General features: G+C 52.3%; 1 pseudogene. It reads right to left on the minus strand.

Annotated features, from left to right (window positions below):
- Window positions 1-262 (minus strand): annotated as a pseudogene (locus K5S59_RS30050) (hypothetical protein); the annotation flags it as partial.

A 262-nucleotide genomic window follows, 5' to 3' on the forward strand; every position in this document is an offset into this window, starting at 1 on the left:
CCTTGCGGGCCTTGATCTCCGTGAATTCCTGGTGGACCCGTTGGAGCTTGAAGTCCTTGTGGACTTTGGATTCGCTGTGGACCTTGATCTCCTGTCTCCCTATTTACTACATGTAGCCTATGTTGATCTTGAACACCTTGCGGACCTGTTGGACCTTCGATCCCTTGCTCTCCCTTGCTTTCTCGTGGTCCTTGTAAGCCCGTCACACCTGTTGCTCCTGTTTCTCCGGTCGTTCCTGTCACTCCTGTTAATCCTTTAGCCC

It is taken from the genome of Bacillus sp. BML-BC051 (assembly GCF_019656175.1).
Classification (GTDB): Bacteria; Bacillota; Bacilli; order Bacillales; family Bacillaceae_G; genus Bacillus_A; species Bacillus_A mobilis.